We start from the raw sequence: 17,961 nt of genomic DNA, 5'->3' as shown, positions 1-17,961 counted from the left end.
ATAAAGGTGGACAAACGTGTTCGCCCGCCTGCTTTTACATTGATTACAGATTGTCCGATCATGGCACAGCCCGCCATCCCGCCGAAAAAGCCTGCGGCAATATTGGCAATACCCTGACCACGCGCTTCACGATTTTTATTGCTGCTTGTATCTGTATATTCATCCAACAGCTGAGCAGTCAGAAATGTCTCCATTAGCCCTACGATTGCTAAGGCAATAGCATACGGAAAGATGATCTGCAATGTTTCCATGTTAAACGGAACGTCCGGAATCAGGAAAGAAGGCAGTGCTTGCTTTAGCTCTCCCATATCTCCTACTGTTTTGGTTGAACTATGTGTGAGTGCCGCGATTATAGTCATAATAATAATTGCAACAAGCGGCGATGGAATAGCCTTCACAAAACGCGGCAGCACATAGATAATGACTAGTGCACCTGCCACGAAAGCATAGATTTGCCATGACTCACCTTCGAAATGGACAAGTTGAGCAATAAAAATCAAAATTGCTAAACTATTAACAAAGCCAATCATGACTGGCCGCGGAATAAAAATCATCAATCTTGATACTTTGAAGACACCAAAGAAAATTTGGATGATTCCGGTCAATATTGTCGTTGCGAAAAGATATTGCAATCCATGATCAGCAACAAGACTTCCCATCACAAGTGCCATCGCTCCAGTGGCTGCTGATATCATCGCTGGACGTCCGCCTGCAAATGCGATAACGACCGCAATACAGAAGGAGGCATATAATCCGACCATCGGATCGACACCGGCAATAATGGAAAAAGCAATTGCTTCTGGAATAAGTGCTAAAGCAACTAAGACACCTGATAAAACATCCTTCGGTACATTAGAGAACCATGCTTCTTTTATATTTGTAATCATGTACGACATAAACTCCTATCTCTTAACTTACAGCAGGTTATTATACCATATTCTTTAGAACTGTTGCAGCTGTGTATACCAGTTACCGAAACTGGACATATTGTATAAAAAAAGCAGCAGGTGAACAATGATGAAACATGTCAAAGCCATACTTTTGAAAGGAATATTCGCCTTCGCGATCCTTTATCTCTTCGCAGGTTTAATCTATCAATTATCCTTTACCAAGGTAGTTCAGCTGACAGCGGTCCTGACTGTTATCAGCTACTTGATCGACATGCTATTGCTGCCAGGTAAAACAAACAAGGCGACAGGATGGCTTGATTGTATATTCTTTACTATTGTCAGCTGGATGCTCATCGTTTTAGCGGCTAATGGAAGCGTGCATCCATTGATAGGAGCAATTCCAGCAAGCTTGATCCTCGCTTGGATGGATGGGACTTTTTTGCATGCTTACGTACGTAAATATGTGATTCGAAATGGCAAAGACCAATATTATAATGTCATCTTCCTGGATCAATTTCGTGCGAAGATCGCTGGGGATCTGCCGATACGCGGACCACATAAGGATTCATGAAGCCAATGCATGAAGAAAGCCCGTGGAGATTACTCCACGGGCTCTTTTTTATGCTTTTGGATCCCATTTGATGATGATACCACATTCGGTTAGACCGCCGCCGAATCCGTATAGTAACATTGTATCGCCATCTTTGACTTTTTCTTCCTGTAAAGCGAAATCAAATGCCAATGGAATTGTCGCTGAAGACGTATTACCTGCGTATGCCATACTTGTCAGTGTTTTCTCGACTGGATAGTCCAGACGATCACAGATAGATTCTACCATCCGCATATTGGCACTGTGCGGGATGAACCAATCAATATCATCCAGTGTCATATTTGCTTCTTCAACTAGTTTCTTTACACCCTTTGGCACACCAGAAACAGCCCATTTATACACTTCACGTCCGTTTTGAACCAATTTCCCTGGGTTAGTTAGCTCTTCGCCGTTTAATTTAGTGGACAATCCTGTTTGATAGAGATGACGGCCGCCCTCTCCTTTCGTTCCCATATGGAAACCAAAGAAGCCCGGATTTTCAGCATCGTACTCTACTAATGCAGCTCCTGCACCGTCACCAAATAGAATACAGCTTGTACGATCCGTATAGTCCGTGATTTTGGACAATGTTTCTCCGCCCAATACAAGCACTTTCTTATGCAAACCAGATGAAACCAACCCGTTTGCCATATGCAGACCGTAAACAAAGCCAGCACATGCACCGCCCAAATCGATAGCACCTGTGTTTTTCAATCCTAGTCTTGCTTGAATCTGACTGGATACACTAGGGAATTTGTATTCACCTGTCACCGTAGCAACAAGAATCAAGTCCACATCATCCAGTGACTTGTTGAAATTCTTCGCAAGATTTCTTGCAGCATTTTCACACAGATCTGTTACGTATTCATCTTCAGCAGCAATTCTTCTTTCTTTAATACCTGTACGCTGCACAATCCATTCATCGGAAGTATCGACCATTTTTTCAAAATCTGCATTGGTCAACACCTTTTCCGGGATATATGTTCCAATTGCTGTTATACGTGCTTTGGATTCCATATTATCTGCCTCCTTCACATCTGCCTCCATTATACCATCTAGTTTTAATACCTGGTACTAAAAAGAGTAATTTAATTATCTTTTTTCTCGGCATGAGAAGCCAGAAGCTCTAAAACTGCATCATCCATTGGGGGGTTATGCAAGCCAGCACGTACGTCGCGATAATGCTGTTCAAAGGGTTGAGTCTTGGAAAGTCCTCTGCCGCCAGCAATCCGCATTGCCAAGTCGACAACCTTAACAGCAGCTTTTGTTGCATTTACTTTTACTGCTGCAAGCTCCGGCCCCATCATATGCCGCTTCTCAGGATAGCTATCCCACAAGCTGGCAACATGATACATAAAATGTCGAGCTTGCATCAGCTCCAAGTCCATTTCACCGATTTTCTCGCGGATGTGTGGCACACTGATAATTGGTTTATCCAATGTGTTTGGCTGAAACTCTTTAGCAAATGATACAGCTTCATCACGTGCACTTTTAGCAATGCCTAAGTAACAAGCAGGAATATGAAGCAACGATCCCTTCGGTCCAGATTTCTTCCTAGCTCTTTCCACGTAACAATTTGCTGGTACTCTTACCTGTTCCAGAATTAAATCTTCACTGCCAGTTGCGCGCATCCCCATTGGATTCCAAGTTTTTTCGACACGTACACCATTTATTTCCCTGGCAATTAAAAAGCTTCCGACAGCATCCTCTTCTTCTACATATGCTGTAACTAGATAATAGTCCAGATCAGCTGCCATAGATGTAAACGTCTTACGTCCAGAAAGTATATAATCATTTCCGTCCCGCATAGCTTTTGTTTCAGGCAGACCGCCTCTTGTAGGACTTCCCGTTTTCGGCTCAGATGCCGCACGATTGACGATCTTACGCTCTTGGACTACCTCTTCCAAAAACTTTTTAAATATATCCTTTGGCCAATCCGCACTTTCGCATAAGTCCTGCATCGTACTCAAGTGCCACCCTATGGAAAGTGCCGCAGCTCCATCACCAGTGGCAACTGCCTCCTGAGCCAATAGGAAATCATGAAGATTCGCTCCATCTCCTCCTTGTGCTTTCGGTACAGTCAGCAAAGTATAAGCTGCTGTACGGAAAGCCTCCACCACTTGTGGCGCCAGCTGTGCCTGTTCATCACCTATTTGTTTATATTTTTTTGCCACCTCGGCTACTTGTTTCGCTTTAGTAAGTATATGTTCTTCATTAGCAATAATCATACCGAACCTCCTCATCTATCTTCTCTATTTTAGTGAAAAGAAGAAAAGAATACAAAAAAACCCGCTCAAAGAGCGGGTTTTATGTGTTACATACTCATACCCATGTGCATGTGACCAGAAGTCATCAGCCAGTATGTGCCGACAATGATGACGATAGCGATGAAGAATCCGAAAAGTGTGTTCCCGGAAATTAAACCGCCGTCTTCTCCTTCAGTCATATGCATGAACATAACGAGCTGCAAGGCAGCCTGAATCACAGCGAAAATCAAAATAATGATGAAAATCGTTGTTGATGACCAGTCTGTCCATAGCGCTGTTGCAAAGGCTACAAGTGTCAACGCGATTGAGATCAAGAATCCGATGATATGCTTCCAAGGGAAATGTCCTTTTTTCGTTTGTTGACTCATATTAATTCACCATCCCCATCAAGTAAACGCATGTGAAGATAAAGATCCACACAACATCTAAGAAGTGCCAATAGAGACTAGAGATAAAGACTTTTGAAGCCGTTTTTGGTGTAAGTCCTCTTCTTGCAAGTTGGATCAAAAGAAGAATGATCCAGCCAATACCGATTGATACGTGTAAACCGTGCGTACCAAGCAAGATAAAGAACATAGACCAGTGTGCACTAGTTCCTAGTGTAACACCTTCATGTACATAATGTACGAATTCATATAGCTCATATCCGATGAATCCTGCACCTAGGATGAGTGTAATGATCATCCAGCCAATAACGCCTTTTACATTGTTCGCACGCATTTCGTGAATCGCGAGTCCGCAAGTGAAGCTACTTGTAAGAAGCAGCATTGTCATAATCATGACTAGGCCAGCTTCGAACATCTCGATCGATGTTGGTCCGTCGCCTACACGTGATTGTAACGCGAAATAAGACGCGAATAGTGTCGAGAACAAAGCGATCTCTGCACCAAGGAAGGTCCAGAAACCGGTGATGTTCAATCGGCCGGCTTCTGATTGGTATTCCAATGGAGCGTTGGGGTTCACATTGTGATCATGTGCCATTTCTTCACAACCTCCTTTATTTATTCGCTTTCGCTTCTGTTTCTTTTATTTCTTCCACGCTGACATAGTAACCATCATTGTAATCGAATGAACGTACAATCATTGTGATGAAGATACCGACAGCACCTACGATTCCAACCCAGTACCATTGGAATACAAGCCCGAATGCAGCCATACCCATCAATGCAGACATGATTGCCGGTGTAGAAGAGTTGCTAGGCATGTGAATCGGTTTATAATCCGTGTTCTTCTGTTGATCAAGACCTTTTTCCTTCATATCCCAGTAAGGATCAAGACCTGTCACTTCAGGAAGGACAGCGAAGTTGTAATGCGGTGGGATAGACGATGTTGTCGCCCATTCCAAGTTACGTCCAAGACCCCATGCGTCACCAGTTTTCTCTCTTGGTGAATATCTCCAGCTATAGTAAATGTTATATACGAAGATAAGGAATGCAAGACCCATCATGAACGCACCGATTGTGGAGATCATGTTCAATCCTGTCCAACCATCTTCTGGCAAATAAGTGGAAATACGTCTTGGCATACCGTCCAACCCTAGGAAATACTGCGGGAAGAAACATACGTTGAAGCCGATAACGAAAATCCAGAATGCCCATTTACCGATTTTTTCGTTCAATTTATGTCCGAACATTTTCGGATACCAGTAAATCAAACCTGCGAAACAAGCAAATACAGTACCCGAGATCAGCACATAGTGGAAGTGAGATACTAGGAAGTACGTATTGTGATACTGATAGTCAGCTGCTGCCATCGCAAGCATTACCCCTGTTACCCCACCGATAACGAAGTTCGGGATGAAGGCAAGGGACCATAGCATCGGAGTCGTAAAGGTAATACGGCCTCGATACATCGTGAATAACCAGTTGAATATCTTAACCCCGGTCGGGATCGAGATAGCCATTGTTGTAATAGAGAAGAAACTATTTGCTTCAGCGCTATTACCCATTGTGAAGAAGTGGTGAACCCATACAAGGAAGCTCAATACAGAAATCGTCACAATGGACACAACCATCGCTTTGTAAGCGAATAGCTGTTTTCTTGCAAATGTCGAGATGATCTCAGAGAAGATCCCGAACGCAGGAAGAATAACGATATATACTTCAGGGTGACCCCATACCCAGAATAGGTTGACCCAAAGCATCGGGTTACCATCACCTTGCAAGGTGAAGAGTACGGAACCGAATAAACGGTCAAATGTCTGCATAGCAAGTGCAACTGTAAGCACTGGGAATGCAAAGATGATGATCAGCATTGTGATCAATGATGTCCATGTGAACATGGACATTTTCATTAGTGTCATACCTTTCGTACGCATCTTAAGGATGGTAACGAAGAAGTTGATACCTGTCATCAATGTACCGATACCAGCAATCTGAATTGCTAGCAAGTAATAGTTCTGACCAGGGCCTGGGCTAAACTCATTCGTCGCAAGCGGCGTATAACCAGTCCAACCGGCATCAGGTGAACCACCGATGATGAAGGAGATGTTGAATAGAGCCATACCGACAAAGAATGTCCAGAAGCTCAAGTTGTTCAAATACGGGAATGCAACGTCACGTGCACCGATTTGCAACGGTACAATATAGTTGATCAAACCGATTAAGAATGGCATCGCCATGAAAAGAATCATGATAACACCGTGTGTCGAGAATACCTCGTTATAGTGCTGCGGATCCAAGAATTCCATACCTGGCTTCGCAAGCTGCGTACGGATCATCAAACCATCGATACCGCCGCGGAAAAGCATTAAAAGAGCACTAAGGATATACATGATACCCAGTTTCTTATGGTCAACAGAAGTCAGCCATTCTTTCCATAGCCAGCTCCATTTTTTAAAGTAAGTAAGGGCAGCTACAACGGCGATTCCACCGAGCAAGATGCTGATCTGTGCGCCCAGAATCAATGGATCGCCGGTAATGATAAACTCATTCCATTTTAAGTCCAAAACTCTTCCCCCTCTCTCTGTTACTCATGACCCGCATGTGCATGTTCTTCAGAGTCCATGTCTTCATCCGAGTTGTCTACAGTATTGTCTTGCTGATAGTACGGAATTTCGTCTTCAGGCAAGAGATTTTGAGATTTGTCTTTCGCATGTGGATTCTTCGGCTCATAGCCTAGGCGATCCCATGCTTCCAATGTGTAGTCTGCATTTTTTGAATGGTCGATCCATTGCAAGTGCGTACCATTGAATTCAGCTGTTCCGTCGTCATAAACACCAGGAATCAGAAGATTGTCATACTCGTATTGTGTCAGTTCTGGAGCGGAGTTTTGTACGTCTTCCACCCACTGTTGGTAATCAGCTTCTTCATCAGCGTAGACTTTGAATCGTTGTTCATTGAAGCCTTCACCTGTGAAGTTAGCGTTTCGTCCATCGTACGTGCCAACGTGGTCTGCTTGCAGATAAAGAGTTGTCTGCATGCCTGCCATGTTATATTTCTGACCGCCTAGGCTTGGTATCCATAGAGCAGCCATGGAATCAGCAGATGTCAATTTGAATTCCACCGGACGGTGAATCGGAATGTGCAGATAGTTCACTGTTTCGATGTCTTCATCTGGATAAGTAAATACCCATTTCCAGTTGATGGATGTTGCATGTACTACTAGAGGATCTTCATTCGCTGCTTCTGCCGTTTTCGGCTGAGGCGCTTCCTCCAATGAATAGATCGTTCTGACAGTTGGAACAGCCAAAATGACTACGATGATAATCGGGATGATCGTCCAGATTGTCTCAAGCAGCATGCTGCCGTGTAGTTCAGGGCTGTACTTGTCGTGATCCTTTCTTTCTCTGTACTTGACAAGGATAATCGTCAAAAGTACGAATACAACCGCAACGATTGTAAGCATAAAGATGATTGATAGAATAATAAGGTCACTCTGCTGACTTGCCACTGGTCCTTTCGGATCAAGCACTTCCGGTGTAGAACAGCCGGCGAGCATTAGCGGCAGGGCAAGGAACAATAGAAGACTTAAGGGTTTCAATTTTTTAAGCATGCGCCTGCTTCCCTTCCTTTCTTTACCTGAATTCACGAAAACGCTTGTTATCCCTCTGCATAGGAAAACAACCATATCCGCTATAATAGGGTTTTGATAAGTATTTCACAATGAGGCTTCACATTTCCCGCAGGAGTGAAAAATCTCAGCTAGAAACACACTATCCCACTGTCTAATAGACAGTGTCTGACAACAATCCAGAAACTAGTGTAATACAAAGCAGCCAAAAAGACCAGACTTGCCTGGTAAGTAAACAGTTCATTTTTCATTCTAACACCGTCAAAAAGAGAGAATAAGAATAAGTAGTGAACAAAATTTGAACGTTTTATGTAAAACTACAATATCTTATGGTTTACCACCCATTATCTGGTCTTACTGTAATACACCGTGTTACGAACGGTCTTTCCATCTACATGAAGGCTGTCAGAATAATGAATTCCTTCCAGCTTGTAGCCGAGCCGTTCGGGAACAGCCCGGCTTGCACTGTTTTCCTCGTCGCAAAGTATCTGAACCCGCCTGACACCAAGCTCAGTAAAAGCATACTCCGTCTGTGCCTCGACAGCTTCCGTCATGAATCCCTGGCCGGTATGGCGAGTATCCATCCAATATCCGATTTCGACTTTCGGAACATCCCAATCTATTGCGTGGAAACCGCTGGATGCAATGAACTCTCCAGTATCCCTACGGAAAATCAGCATGCGCAGGTTGGTCCGTTTGATCCAATTCGCAACCGACTGCCGGATATTTTCTTCTGAATCTTCCGGAGTGGGCAATTCCTGTGCAAATGGCATCCAGTGCTTCAATTCTGGCATGGAAGCTTTGATTGCATCATTTACTGCTTTTCCATCGCCTATTTTGGGCTGCCTGATAATAAGGCGCTCCGTTTCAATAGTAGTCTTGAAATCTCTCAATATCGGATTCATCTCTTCCCCTCCTAGAATTTTATTCTAGTATGAAGGAAGATATTGGGGCTTGCAATACAAATCAAGCCACTTCTGGGTGCTTCTTCTCTTCTCTATAAGATATAGCGGATAATATAATCCCAATGATAGAAATACCGGCTCCGATAACAGAAAGCCATGTATAGCCCAGATTTGCATCCAGTACAAGTCCGCCTATATAAGCACCACCAGCATTCGCCAGATTAAACGCTGAAACACTCGCTGCTGCCGCGATTGTCGGGCCTTCTTTTGCTGCCATAACTATTTTCGACTGCAATAGTGGTGTTGTACCGAATGCACCTGCACCGAACAGTCCTATAATGAAGACAGCAGTAATAGCATATGGTGTTGCCAACGGGAACAATAAAAGAATTACAGTCAGCGTTGCAAATACATAGATGAGTGTTTTAGTCACATTGCCCGCAGCTAATCGCGGCGTTGAAAAGTTACCAATTACACTCCCCAATCCGAAGAAGAAGAGACTAATCATGATACCGACGCCTCCAAAGCCCGTAACTGAGCGCAGCAGCGGTTCAATGAAGGTGTATGCAGTGAATACACCTGAGTAGCCAAAGATGATAATAGCTATCGTCAAAAGCACCTGCTTATGTTTGAATACACTAAGCTCCTGCTTGATACGCGGTGTTTCTGCCGGCTTTGTATTCGGTGCAAAAATAAACAGCCCAATTAGGCCTATCACTCCAAGAACTGCAATCAGCCAAAATACGAGACGCCATTCAATCAGTGAGCCTAGATAGGCTCCAAACGGAACGCCAATCATAATGGCAATTGTGAGCCCCCCATTGACGGCTGCAATTGCCTGTACCCGTTTGCGTGGTTCCACGAGATCACTTGCCATGACAAAAGCGAGCGCAAAAAAAGGACCATGCATGAACGCGGAAGCGACGCGTGAAACAAGCAGCACTGTAAAACTTGGTGCTGTCGCACTAATAATATTACTGATGATGAAGAGCAGCATAAACAGAAGCAGCATCGGCTTCCTCGGCAATTTGACAGATAACGTTGTCATAAGCGGACCGAATATCGCCACTCCAAGTGCATACATGCTGACAACAAGACCCGCGGATGCAATCGTCACACCGAGATCTGACGCGATATGAGTAAGTACGCCAGTGACGACATATTCCGTCGTTCCAATGGAAAAAGCACAGATCATCAAGACTGCAATCACTGTCGTTGGTTTAAATTGTCTGCCTGCTAGAGACATGGTAACTCCTCCTTTTATCTGACATAACATCCGCTAACGATACAACAGAAAAGCCATCTATTCAAACCATAACCAGGTCGATTAATAAAAAAATTATAGGAAGCGCATCCAAACAATTTAACAGGTTTTAATTGTGTGGAAGAGGGGTAAATCTTCAAAGTTAAATAGCATTTAATACTAGAAGGATATTCAAGTTTGGTATAAGAAAAAGCGACCTGCTGGCCGCTTTATAATTAATTCTTGAAGTTTTGCTGAATATCCTGTGTAATGGCAGTCACTTCTTGCATACTCGCTGCATTCTGTTCCGCGACAGAAACAATGCTATTGATACTGTCCGTTACACCGCGAGTGTTATCGAGAACTTCATACATAGCTACAGCAATCGCCTCGATTTGATTACTGGTTATGGTAATCTCTGCATGCAGCTGTTCAAACGTGTTTTGTGTAGTAGAGATTTTATCTGATCCAGCAACAACTGCCTCTTGACCTGCACCAAGAGCTTCGACAGCTTCCTTTGATTCTGTCTGGATAGCTTGGAAAACACCTGTTATATCCGTTACAGCAACACGAACTTGATCAGAAAGCTTGCGTACTTCATCTGCCACCACTGCGAACCCGCGCCCCTGGTCCCCTGCCCGAGCTGCCTCGATAGCAGCATTCAGTGCAAGCAGGTTCGTCTGTTCGGCGATATCTTTAATTGTCTTCAGCAATGTACTGATTTGATCTGTCTTTCCATTTAGGCCTCTGACTTTCTCATAAGAAAATGTAATTTTGCTCGTTATCGTCTCCATATGGCTGACGGAATCATTCATATGAGATGCACCTTCTTTGGTCAATGCATCCATTGCGACAGCAACCTGCTTCGCATCTTCTCCTTTTAGAGCAACCATCATGACATTCTCAGCGAACTTCTGCATTGTTGCAGCTAACTCAGACGACGCTTGGGATTGATTCTCTGAGCCGATAGTCACTTCCTCTAAAGCGGTTACAATTTGATTCAGCGCTTCACCTGTCTGTTCCAGCTTAATCAACGCCGACTCTCTTTCTGGTTCAACTTCAGGCTCGACAGTCACTGCTGCCTCCTGAGAAATAGGAATTTCAACTAGTTGCTCAGCCGTCGGCTCAACTGCTTCCTTCTTATATAGCAGAACATATGTAAGACTTCCCCCTACCAAAACAAGCCCAATAAAAAGATTAATCCTCCAATCCAGCAAGAAAACCCTTTCATTTTGCAGAAACAGCAAACCCGCATAAAGATATCCGGTACTCAATAAACTAAAGACCTGGCTTTTTTTCATTATTATTCTCCTTTCCCCTCTTTACTTTTTATCGGCTACTATATGACATTCATGAACCTTTTTCTACATTTTCTTCCTTATAACGTCTTTTAACTTCACACATGCTATACTACAAGCTGACAAAAGGAGGTAGCTGCGTATGAAAGGACTATTACAAGAAGCAACAGAGTTTATTCAAGAAAGCTATCGAGAGCTCGGGAAAACAGATATAGACATACATCAGCGCCTGTCACACATCGGAAATGAGATAACTCAAACCTCTACATATATCCATACGACAGAAGAGCTGGAGCATGGCGCAAGAATGGCGTGGCGAAATTCAAACCGCTGTATCGGCCGCTTGTTCTGGAACGGTCTTCATGTTATCGATGCAAGGGAAGCCACAGAAGCAGAAGAAGTACTGGAGAAGCTGCTCAGTCATATTGAACAAGCAACAAATGCTGGAAAAATAAAGCCGATGATTACCGTCTTTTCACCGGTTAATAATATTCGTATTTGGAATCATCAATTACTTCGTTATGCTGGATATGAGACAGAGCATGGTATTATCGGAGATCCCGCTTCTGTACGTTTCACCAGTGTATGCAAATCCCTTGGATGGGAAGGCAAAGGAACGATGTATGACATTCTGCCACTTGTCGTTCAAGTGAGAGACCAGCCGCCGGTGCTTCAAGAAATACCAGCAGACATAGTGAAAGAAGTTCGTATTGAGCATGAGGAGTATCCTGCATTTACTGAATTAGGTTTGCGTTGGTATGCTGTTCCAATTATCTCGGATATGAAGTTAGAAATCGGCGGTATTGTTTATAATGCTGCTCCCTTCAATGGCTGGTATATGGGAACTGAAATCGGCGCACGAAATTTAGCAGATGAAGATCGTTACGATATGCTTTCAAAAGTGGCGGAACTAATTGGGCTGGATCAAAGTAAGACATCCACTTTATGGAAAGATCGAGCATTGGTCGAATTAAATATTGCGGTGCTTCATTCTTTTCAAAAAGCAGGCATTACAATCGTTGATCATCATACCGCTGCCAAGCAGTTTGCCCATTTTGAAAAGCTGGAAGAGAAAGCAGGACGCGATGTGACAGGTATGTGGAGCTGGCTTATTCCGCCAATGTCACCAGCGACGACTCATATTTTTCATAAGCCGTATTCAAATAAACTTTTAAAACCGAACTACTTCCATCAAAAGGATGCATACTAAAAAAGCGCAAATGCATATCGATTTGCGCTTTCTTTTCAATACGGAAAGGTTCTATATAAAGAAACTAATTAATAGTGATACCCCAAATCCAACAAATGCAATAATCGTTTCCATCACTGTCCAGGATTTTAATGTTTCTTTTTCTGTCAGTCCAAAGAATCTGTTGACCATCCAAAAACCTGAGTCATTAACGTGTGAGGCAATGGTTGCACCTGATGCTACTGTGATAACAAGCAAGGCCAGCATAGGTCCTTCAATCCCCAAAGAATCAATGATTGGAGAAATCAAGCTTGCGGTAGTGATCATGGCTACTGTCGCTGAACCCTGCGCTATTCGGACTGCTGAAGAAATCAGGAATGCGAAGACTATAATTGGTACATTCAAGTTAGACATTGTATTTGCCAAAACATCTCCAACACCAGTTTCAACTAGGACCTGACCAAAAACACCGCCTGCTCCCGTGATAAGTATAATAATTCCTGCTGGTTCCAAAGACTTTGTCGCAATTGTTTGTATTTCTTCTTTTGTATAACCTCTTCGAGTACCGAGTAAATAGAATGTTAGAAGCGCTGTAATAGTTAGGGCTACACCTGGATCTCCAATAAACGATATTGCAGTTCTTACAGTATTTCCTTCATCCAAGCTTGCAGAAAGAACCGTATTGAGAAGGATGAGAAAGAGCGGCAGCCCGACCAAGGCGGCAATCATGCCAAAGCTAGGCAGATCTTTTACGTCTCTAGGTTCTTCCATCTCAGAAATCATATTTTCTGGAACTTTAATATGCATTTTCTTGGATATATACGTACCAAAAATTGGACCGGCAATAATTGCGGCGGGAATGCCGGCAATCAAACCAAAGAGAATAACCCATCCAATGTTGGCACCAAGTAAGGAAGCTACAGCGATTGGGCCAGGAGTCGGCGGGACAAAGCTATGCGTGACCGCAAGACCAGCAAGCAGCGGAATACCATAAAATAATAAAGATTTTTTTGTTTTGCGGGCTAAACTATATAGCATTGGGACTAGGATAACAAATGCTACATCCAGAAAGACAGGAATCGAGATAATGAAACCCGTCAGCATTAAAGCCCAGTTGACCCGCTTCTCTCCAAATTTATTCATTAAGGTAAGGGCAAGACGCTCTGCTCCCCCTGATACCTTTAGGATCTCACCGAACATGGCGCCGATACCAATAATAACGGCAATTTCTCCAACTGTCCCCCCCATTCCAGCTTGTACTGCTTCCAATACCTCTCCAGGACTTAAGCCCGCAACTAAGCCAATGATATAACTGACCAAGATGAGCGCCAAGAACGCTTGAAGCTTTGTCCGCATTACTAAAAACAACAAAAGTGCAACTCCACCTGCCGCGATAAGTATTAAAGTACTTCCACTCATTCTAATTCACCCCTTCTAAATCACATATGAGATTAGTATTTTTATATGAGATTAATATGGTTCACATGTTACCACAGCATTGAAAGCGCTTCAATATAAAAAATTGAAAATTTACAGTAATGAAAATTAGAGGTTGACGGAGTATTTTTCCAGTGATAGTGTTTTCATATAGAATCATATTTGTAATTCAAAATCTTATATGTGAATTTCAGGTGATGACATGTCAGTAAAATCAGCAAAAAGAGTATTGGAGATATTTGAGCTTCTTACTTCTTATCCAAATGGATTGACTATCAAGGAAATCAGCGGTCTTCTGAGTTCTCCTCAAAGCAGCACATTCAATGTTGTTAAAACACTAGAAGATAATGGCTATCTAACATCTGATATTGGAAAGAAGTATACATTGGGAGCTAAGCTCATTGAAATTGGTAACAGTGCAATGGAATCAATGGATCTTTCGAAAATTGGAACTCCTCATCTGACAGAGTTAGGGCAATATGTACAAGAAACAGTTTTTATGGCGGTCCTATCTGATGAGGAATTATTTTATATTTCAAAGATTGATAACAACCGTTCCATTCGCACCACTGCCCAACCCGGATTTAGAAAACCTCTATATTGTACAGGACTTGGAAAGGCCTTTTTAGCCTTCATGCCTGCAGACTTACGTGACAGTATTCTGGAAAGAACTGAGTTAGTACCAATCACCGAGAAGACTTTGACTGACCGCCGTATGTTGGAGGCACAGCTGGAGACCTTCTATGCTCAGGGTTACAGCATTGATGATGAGGAAAACGAAGAAGGACTGTACTGTTTAGCAGCTCCTGTATTTGGAGCTGGCAATAAGCTGATGGCAGCAGTAAGTGTAGCGGGTCCCAAAGAAAGGATGACATCGAGGAAACAGGATATTATAGTGCGATTAAAGGAAACAACCAAAAGAATTTCAGCCGGCCTTGGGCATAACGATTCAAGGTGAAAGGAGAAATCAAATGGATGTCATAGCACTAGGTGAAACAATGATGCAGTTCACTCCAGAATCTGAAGGTCTAATGAGACACGCTGCTACCTATACAGCCAAAATCGCTGGAGCAGAGACAAACACACTGATTGGACTGGCACGACTTGGCCATAATACCGGCTGGATCAGTAAAGTTGGAAACGATGAGTTTGGACATAAGATTTTAATGGCCGTACGCGGAGAAGGTGTAGATACTAGTCAAACTAGCATGGACCCTTCTTTCCCTACCGGCACGTTCTTTAAAGAAATTGTCCGTGAAGGCGAAGTGAGAATCCAATACTACAGGGAGAACTCAGCTGCAAGCAAGCTGTCAACTGACGATTTAGACGAAAGCTATTTTGCAGGTGTTAAGTACCTTTTTATAACAGGTATAACTCCCGCTCTGAGCAAATCCGCAAAAGAAGCCATCTTCTACAGTATAGAGCTTGCCAAAAAGAATGACCTTATAGTTGTTTTTGATCCGAATATTAGAAAAAAGCTGTGGAGTGAATCAGAGGCCAAGAAGGCATTAATAGAAATTGCCAAGCATGCAGATATTGTTTTGCCAGGAAAAAGTGAAGGAGACTTTTTATTCGGCACCGATGATCCCAAGCAAATCGCAGATTCATTTTTGAGATTGGGAGCTTCACTTGTTGTTGTTAAACTTGGAGATAAAGGCGCCTATTATTCACAGAGAAAAACGACTGGATTTGTGCCAGGCTTTAAAGTGCCGAAGATAGTTGATCCGGTTGGTGCCGGTGATAGCTTTGCAGCGGGTCTGTTATCAGGATTGATAGACAATGAAAGTATTCCCGATGCTGTGAAAAGAGGCTGTGCAATGGGCGCCATGGCTGTAATGGTAAAAGGTGATTATGAAGGTCTTCCCGATAAGAAAAGACTTAAGCAATTCATGAGTCAGGATCCTCAAGAGGATATTCTCCGTTAAAAAACTTAAAGGAGTGCTGAATATGGATGTTCTATCTACCATCAAAGAAGATAAGCTAATTGCAATCATACGCGGGTCTGAACCCGAAGATGCATTACAAATTGCTAGAGCTCTTTATGCAGGAGGGGTTCGTGCCATAGAGATTACTTTAAATTCACCGAATGCTTTAGTTTCTATTGAAAAAGTCAGTAAAGAATTAGGCGATAAGATTGTAGTAGGAGCAGGTACAGTACTAGACCCTGAATCTGCACGATCGGCTTTAATTGCAGGAGCACAGTTCATTCTTTCCCCATCCCTGAATGCAGACACAATAAAAATGACGAAACGTTACGGAGCCATTAGTATACCTGGTGCTTTTACACCGACAGAGATACTTAGTGCTTATGAAGAAGGCGGAGACATTATTAAAGTTTTTCCTGCTACTTCACTTGGCCCTGATTTTGTTAAAGACATTCATGGTCCTCTTCCACACATACCATTGTTACCAACTGGCGGGGTTGATCTTTCTAATATTGCAGAGTATATCCAAAAAGGAGCTGCCGGAGTGGGACTTGGCAGTTCGCTGGTTAATTCTAAAGAGTCTGTCACAGAAGAATATTTGATTAGACTTACCAATACTGCACGCGAATTCAAATCAAAAGTGGAATCAGTCCATAAATAGAGGAGGATTTCGGAATGAAGATTACAGGATATGAACTATTTAAACTAGCGCCAAGATGGTTGTTTTTAAAAATTGAAACAGATGAAGGTATAACCGGATGGGGCGAGCCTGTTATTGAAGGTAGAGCAGAAACGGTTAAAGCTGCCGTACAGGAGCTGATGGAAAATTTAATAGGGAAAGATCCTGCTCATATCGAGGATCATTGGAACATGATGTACCGATCAGGTTTTTATCGCGGAGGCCCGATTCTGATGAGTGCGATTGCCGGGATTGATCAGGCACTCTGGGATATTAAAGGAAAATTCTATAACGCTCCTGTTTATCAGCTAATGGGCGGAGCGTGCCGCCAATCCATTAAAGTATATTCCTGGATTGGTGGTGACCGTCCGAAAGATGTTGGAGCAGCTGCAAAGGAAGTCGTTGATACAGGATTTACCGCCGTGAAGATGAATGGAACGGAAGAGCTTCAATATATAGATACTCATGATAAAATAGACGAAGTCCTTGCAAGAGTAGCAGCAGTCCGTGAAGCTGTCGGTCCTTATATCGGTATCGGCATCGACTTTCATGGCAGAGTTCACAAACCAATGGCTAAGACATTAGCAAAAGAATTGGAGTACTACCGCCCAATGTTCATTGAAGAGCCAGTTCTCCCTGAAAACAACGAGGCTCTCAGAGAAATTGCAAATCATACCTCAACACCAATTGCAACGGGAGAAAGAATGTTTTCCCGATGGCAGTTCAAACCACTGCTTCAAGATGGTTATGTAGATATTATTCAACCAGACCTTTCACACGCAGGCGGGATCACAGAATGCAAGAAGATAATCTCTATGGCAGAAGCATATGATGTAGCTGTTGCTCCGCATTGTCCCTTAGGTCCAATAGCGTTGGCATCTTGTTTACAGGTTGACGCTACCTCACACAATGCCTTTATTCAAGAACAAAGCCTGGGAATCCATTATAATGTAGGCAGCGATTTACTGGATTATATAACAGATAAAAATGTATTTAAATATGAAGATGGATACGTCAAAATCCCTGAAGGTCCAGGACTGGGAATTGAAATTAATGAAGATCACGTTCGAAAAGTGGCAGAAGCAACAAAGGAAGATTGGCATAATCCAATTTGGCGCCACAAGGATGGATCAATTGCCGAGTGGTAAAATAAGTGAAATAGACCTGAATTCAGGCATTTACGAAGTGCCTTGAATTCGGGTTTTCTTTTGATAGAAAGTTCCTGACGACTAATGAGCATTAAGATCATTCCTTAGAGATGTCAGCATCAGTACTCCCTTCTCCTTCCGTATCCTATACCTAGAATCCTGCTCACTTACTTTGCAACATAGAGCTATTGCCTGTCTATACGGTTGCATTGGATTTAAGATATTTCCTTCCATCTTCTTTTCCATCGTTTTCTTTCTATAATATACATACTATGCCGCCTCAGAAGGTGCTTACTAAAAAAGCACAAATGCATATGGGGACTGACCCCCGTTTTTGAGACAGGGATCAAAACACCTTCAAACAGCCAATTGCCGATATT

At 42.9% G+C, this 17,961-nt stretch carries 16 protein-coding genes and 1 pseudogene; 6 read left to right on the top strand and 11 right to left on the bottom strand.

Annotated elements, in window-relative coordinates; genetic code table 11:
- Positions 1–887, bottom strand: a pseudogene (locus AE2B122_RS19270) (SulP family inorganic anion transporter); the annotation flags it as partial.
- Positions 888–1,017: 130 nt separating this feature from the next.
- Between AE2B122_RS19270 and AE2B122_RS15430 the strand changes: the two are divergent.
- Positions 1,018–1,461 carry a DUF2512 family protein gene (locus AE2B122_RS15430; protein WP_175074623.1) on the top strand — a complete coding sequence of 148 codons (444 nt, stop codon included), beginning with the start codon at positions 1,018–1,020 and terminating at the stop codon, positions 1,459–1,461.
- A gap of 48 nt (positions 1,462–1,509) precedes the next feature.
- On the opposite strand, the gene AE2B122_RS15425 is transcribed toward AE2B122_RS15430, so the two are convergent.
- From AE2B122_RS15425 to AE2B122_RS15385, 9 genes are all read right to left on the bottom strand, one after another.
- On the bottom strand, positions 1,510–2,496 hold the full coding sequence (locus AE2B122_RS15425) for a ketoacyl-ACP synthase III (protein ID WP_095218364.1): 987 nt from the start codon (positions 2,494–2,496) through the stop codon (positions 1,510–1,512).
- 71 nt (positions 2,497–2,567) lie between these two features.
- A complete protein-coding gene (locus tag AE2B122_RS15420; protein WP_254593526.1) occupies positions 2,568–3,707 on the bottom strand; it encodes an acyl-CoA dehydrogenase family protein in 1,140 nt (379 codons plus the stop codon).
- A gap of 86 nt (positions 3,708–3,793) precedes the next feature.
- Positions 3,794–4,114, bottom strand: coding sequence for a cytochrome aa3 quinol oxidase subunit IV (gene qoxD, locus AE2B122_RS15415; RefSeq protein WP_038564835.1), 321 nt, complete (start codon positions 4,112–4,114; stop codon positions 3,794–3,796).
- 1 nt (position 4,115) lies between these two features.
- Positions 4,116–4,727 carry a cytochrome aa3 quinol oxidase subunit III gene (gene qoxC, locus AE2B122_RS15410; protein WP_095218366.1) on the bottom strand — a complete coding sequence of 204 codons (612 nt, stop codon included), beginning with the start codon at positions 4,725–4,727 and terminating at the stop codon, positions 4,116–4,118.
- Between the two features lie 16 nt (positions 4,728–4,743).
- Complete coding sequence (gene qoxB, locus AE2B122_RS15405) at positions 4,744–6,693, bottom strand: cytochrome aa3 quinol oxidase subunit I (protein WP_038564832.1); 1,950 nt, start codon at positions 6,691–6,693, stop codon at positions 4,744–4,746.
- Between the two features lie 20 nt (positions 6,694–6,713).
- The gene (gene qoxA / locus AE2B122_RS15400) at positions 6,714–7,739 is read right to left on the bottom strand and encodes a cytochrome aa3 quinol oxidase subunit II (RefSeq protein WP_095268554.1); all 1,026 of its coding nucleotides are present in this window, start codon (positions 7,737–7,739) and stop codon (positions 6,714–6,716) included.
- Between the two features lie 362 nt (positions 7,740–8,101).
- Positions 8,102–8,662 (bottom strand): GNAT family N-acetyltransferase, encoded by a 561-nt coding sequence (locus AE2B122_RS15395; RefSeq protein ID WP_175074622.1) that lies wholly within the window; start codon positions 8,660–8,662, stop codon positions 8,102–8,104.
- A 61-nt stretch (positions 8,663–8,723) separates the two neighbouring features.
- Positions 8,724–9,908 carry an MFS transporter gene (locus AE2B122_RS15390; protein WP_175074621.1) on the bottom strand — a complete coding sequence of 395 codons (1,185 nt, stop codon included), beginning with the start codon at positions 9,906–9,908 and terminating at the stop codon, positions 8,724–8,726.
- 233 nt (positions 9,909–10,141) lie between these two features.
- Positions 10,142–11,206 carry a methyl-accepting chemotaxis protein gene (locus tag AE2B122_RS15385; protein ID WP_175074620.1) on the bottom strand — a complete coding sequence of 355 codons (1,065 nt, stop codon included), beginning with the start codon at positions 11,204–11,206 and terminating at the stop codon, positions 10,142–10,144.
- A 139-nt stretch (positions 11,207–11,345) separates the two neighbouring features.
- Between AE2B122_RS15385 and AE2B122_RS15380 the strand changes: the two genes are divergently transcribed.
- Positions 11,346–12,413 (top strand): nitric oxide synthase oxygenase, encoded by a 1,068-nt coding sequence (locus AE2B122_RS15380; protein WP_175074619.1) that lies wholly within the window; start codon positions 11,346–11,348, stop codon positions 12,411–12,413.
- Between the two features lie 51 nt (positions 12,414–12,464).
- On the opposite strand, the gene AE2B122_RS15375 is transcribed toward AE2B122_RS15380, so the two are convergent.
- Entirely contained in the window at positions 12,465–13,811 is a 1,347-nt protein-coding gene (locus AE2B122_RS15375) for a GntP family permease (protein WP_095268550.1), read from the bottom strand.
- A 220-nt stretch (positions 13,812–14,031) separates the two neighbouring features.
- Between AE2B122_RS15375 and AE2B122_RS15370 the strand changes: the two genes are divergently transcribed.
- The 4 genes from AE2B122_RS15370 to dgoD are packed head-to-tail and all read left to right on the top strand — an operon-like array spanning position 14,032 to position 17,581.
- A complete protein-coding gene (locus tag AE2B122_RS15370) occupies positions 14,032–14,787 on the top strand; it encodes an IclR family transcriptional regulator (RefSeq protein WP_095218373.1) in 756 nt (251 codons plus the stop codon).
- A gap of 13 nt (positions 14,788–14,800) precedes the next feature.
- Entirely contained in the window at positions 14,801–15,754 is a 954-nt protein-coding gene (locus tag AE2B122_RS15365) for a sugar kinase (protein WP_175074618.1), read from the top strand.
- Between the two features lie 22 nt (positions 15,755–15,776).
- On the top strand, positions 15,777–16,415 hold the full coding sequence (locus AE2B122_RS15360; RefSeq protein ID WP_095218375.1) for a bifunctional 4-hydroxy-2-oxoglutarate aldolase/2-dehydro-3-deoxy-phosphogluconate aldolase: 639 nt from the start codon (positions 15,777–15,779) through the stop codon (positions 16,413–16,415).
- Positions 16,416–16,429: 14 nt separating this feature from the next.
- Positions 16,430–17,581 (top strand): galactonate dehydratase, encoded by a 1,152-nt coding sequence (dgoD, locus tag AE2B122_RS15355; protein WP_175074617.1) that lies wholly within the window; start codon positions 16,430–16,432, stop codon positions 17,579–17,581.
- The last annotated feature ends 380 nt before the right edge of the window (positions 17,582–17,961 follow it).

The sequence above is a fragment of the Terribacillus sp. AE2B 122 genome (assembly GCF_902497585.1).
Lineage (GTDB): Bacteria > Bacillota > Bacilli > Bacillales > Amphibacillaceae > Terribacillus > Terribacillus saccharophilus_A.
This window is presented reverse-complemented; position numbering and strand designations above follow the sequence as displayed.